This window comes from Devosia insulae DS-56 (assembly GCF_000970465.2).
In the GTDB taxonomy this organism is placed as follows: domain Bacteria; phylum Pseudomonadota; class Alphaproteobacteria; order Rhizobiales; family Devosiaceae; genus Devosia_A; species Devosia_A insulae.
Genome location: NZ_LAJE02000011.1, coordinates 1 through 2441, shown reverse-complemented (window position 1 = coordinate 2441; position 2441 = coordinate 1). Strand labels below are relative to the sequence as shown.

Here is a 2441-nt window from a genome sequence, read left to right as displayed (position 1 = left end):
GACTGAGAGAGACGGCCCCCTTCAGGAGAGGCGTCACGCCGCCCTGGCAAACTCCTGCCGCGCTTCGCGGATCGCCGGGAAGTGTTCGAACGCCCAGTCGACCATGGCCGAGAGCGGCACGAGGAAGCTGTGGCCCATGGGGCTGAGCTTGTACTCGACGCTTGGCGGGGTGGTCGGGAACACGGTGCGCTCGATCAGCCCGTCGGCCTGCAGGTCGCGCAAAGTCTGGGTCAGCATGCGCTGGCTGATATCGCTGATCTCGCGCTTCAACTCGCCGAAGCGGTAGGGGCGATGCGCCAGTGCCGAGATGATCAAGACGCTCCATTTGTCGCCGAGTTGGTCCAGCACGTTGCGCACCGGGCACTGCGAGGGGTCGGAATATTCGGCCATCATCTGGCTCAGCGGGGCAATCGGGCTAACCGGCATAGGTGGTTCCTTCGGGGTAACCAGGGGCGTTGAAACTGCCGTCTTGCGGCAGCTGAGGCAGTTCCTATTGTACACGTAGTCTCAAAAAGAGACAACCTAGGAGACTCCAGCATGACTACCCCTCCCACCCTGCTCGTCACCGGCGCCAACGGCCAGCTCGGGCGTCTCGTCGTCGAGCACCTGCTCGATACCGTGAAGGTCGAACCCTCCCGCATCATCGCCACCACCCGCAACCCGGCGAAGCTTGCTGACTTCGCGGCACGCGGCGTCACCGTCCGCGCTGCCGATTTCGCCAAACCGGAAACCCTGGCGGAAGCATTCAAGGGCGCCGATCGGCTGCTGCTGATCAGCACCACCTCGGTCGGCACGCGCCTCGTCGAGCATCAGGCCGCCATCGATGCAGCGGTCGCCGCTGGCGTGCAGCACGTCCTCTACACCTCGATCCCCAACCCGGTGGCACCCGAGCTGCTGATCGTCCACGATCATGCCAAGACCGAGGACGCGCTGGCCGCCAGCCAGCTGCCGGGTTGGACGGTGCTGCGCAACAACTGGTATTTTGAGAACCTCAACCACACCATTCCGCAGCTGCTGCAGTCAGGTCAGTGGTTCAATGCCAGTGGCGACGGCCGCATCGCCTATATCGCGCGTAGCGACCTCGCCCGCGCCGCCGCAACCGCCCTCGCCAATGGTGACAACGGCAAGTCGGCGCTGACCCTGGGTGGCGCCACGGCCTACACGGTTCCCGAACTCGCGGCCCTGATCGGCAGCACGCTGGGCGGAGAGATCGCCGCCATCCCGGTTACCGTGCCGCACCTCGAACAGGGAATGATCGGTGCGGGGCTGCCGGCGCCGGTCGCCGCCGTGCTGTCGTCGGCCGAGATCCACATCGCCAATGGCCGCCTCGGCGACGTCAGCGGCGACTATCGGGCGCTTACCGGCGCTGAGCCGCAGAGCCTCGAAAGCTGGCTGGTCGCCAACAAGGCGGCGCTGGCCAAGGCGGCGTAAGCCAGTTCGGGCTGGGGCAGTTACTGCCTCAGCCGAACACCACCGTCTTCTTGCCGTTCAGCATCACCCGGTTCTCGAGGTGGAGCTTTACCGCTCGCGCCAGTACCCGGCTTTCGACATCGCGCCCGGCGGCCACCAGGTCGTCGGGGCTCAGCGCGTGCGTCACCCGCGCGGTTTCCTGCTCGATGATCGGGCCCTCGTCGAGCTCCGGCGTCACGTAATGGGCAGTGGCGCCGATGATCTTGACGCCGCGCTCATGCGCCTGGTGATAGGGCTTGGCGCCCTTGAAGCTCGGGAGGAACGAGTGGTGGATGTTGATGATCTGCCCGTAGAGCCGGGTGGCGAACTTGTCGCTCAAAATCTGCATGTAGCGGGCGAGCACCACGAGATCGGCGCCGGTCTCCTTGAACAGCGCGATCACCTGGTCTTCCTGCGCCGCCTTGTTGTCCTTGCCGACCGGCAGCAGGTGGAACGGGATGCCCTCGTAGTCGGCGGTCTTCCGGCTATCCTCGTGGTTGGAGACGATCGCCGCCACCTCGGCATCGAGCCAGCCGACACGGATCTGGTAGAGCAGGTGGAGCAGGGTGTGGTCGAACTTAGAGACCATCACCAGGATCTTCTTCTTTTTCGCCTCATCGACCAGCGTGGTGCGCATGCCGAAGCGCTCGACCGCCGGCTTCAGGCCGCGCTCCAGCGCATCGCGATCGACACCATCAGGGGTGGTGAAGGCCAGCCGCATGAAGAACTGGCCGGTCTCTCTGTCCCAGAACTGGTTGGATTCCGCGATGTTGCAACTGAGGCCCGCCAATTCCGTGGTCACCGCGGCGACGATCCCAGGCCGATCGGCACAGGAGAGGGTGAGAACGAAATTGGACGACATCTAAAGCGCTCCGGGAAACAAAGTCGCGGAGCGATGCACGCGGGGGGGCGCGGGGTCAAGGGGGCTGGCTCTTATACAAATCTGACGCTGCCGTCGAGCGACCTAGTGTAGGTCTTGGTGACCGCCGGTG

The 2441-nt window shown here is 64.9% G+C and carries 3 protein-coding genes; 1 reads left to right on the top strand and 2 read right to left on the bottom strand.

Annotation, left to right across the window (positions count from 1 at the left end; all coding sequences use genetic code 11):
* Nucleotides 1-33: 33 nt before the first annotated feature.
* Nucleotides 34-393, bottom strand: a complete 360-nt coding sequence (locus VW23_RS00525; protein WP_244513307.1) for a winged helix-turn-helix transcriptional regulator — start codon at nucleotides 391-393, stop codon at nucleotides 34-36.
* A 144-nt stretch (nucleotides 394-537) separates the two neighbouring features.
* Between VW23_RS00525 and VW23_RS00520 the strand changes: the two genes are divergently transcribed.
* Nucleotides 538-1431, top strand: coding sequence for an NAD(P)H-binding protein (locus VW23_RS00520; RefSeq protein WP_069907651.1), 894 nt, complete (start codon nucleotides 538-540; stop codon nucleotides 1429-1431).
* Between the two features lie 28 nt (nucleotides 1432-1459).
* Here the strand turns inward: VW23_RS00520 and purU are convergent, their stop codons facing one another.
* Nucleotides 1460-2311 (bottom strand): formyltetrahydrofolate deformylase, encoded by an 852-nt coding sequence (purU, locus tag VW23_RS00515; protein WP_069907650.1) that lies wholly within the window; start codon nucleotides 2309-2311, stop codon nucleotides 1460-1462.
* Nucleotides 2312-2441 lie beyond the last annotated feature (130 nt).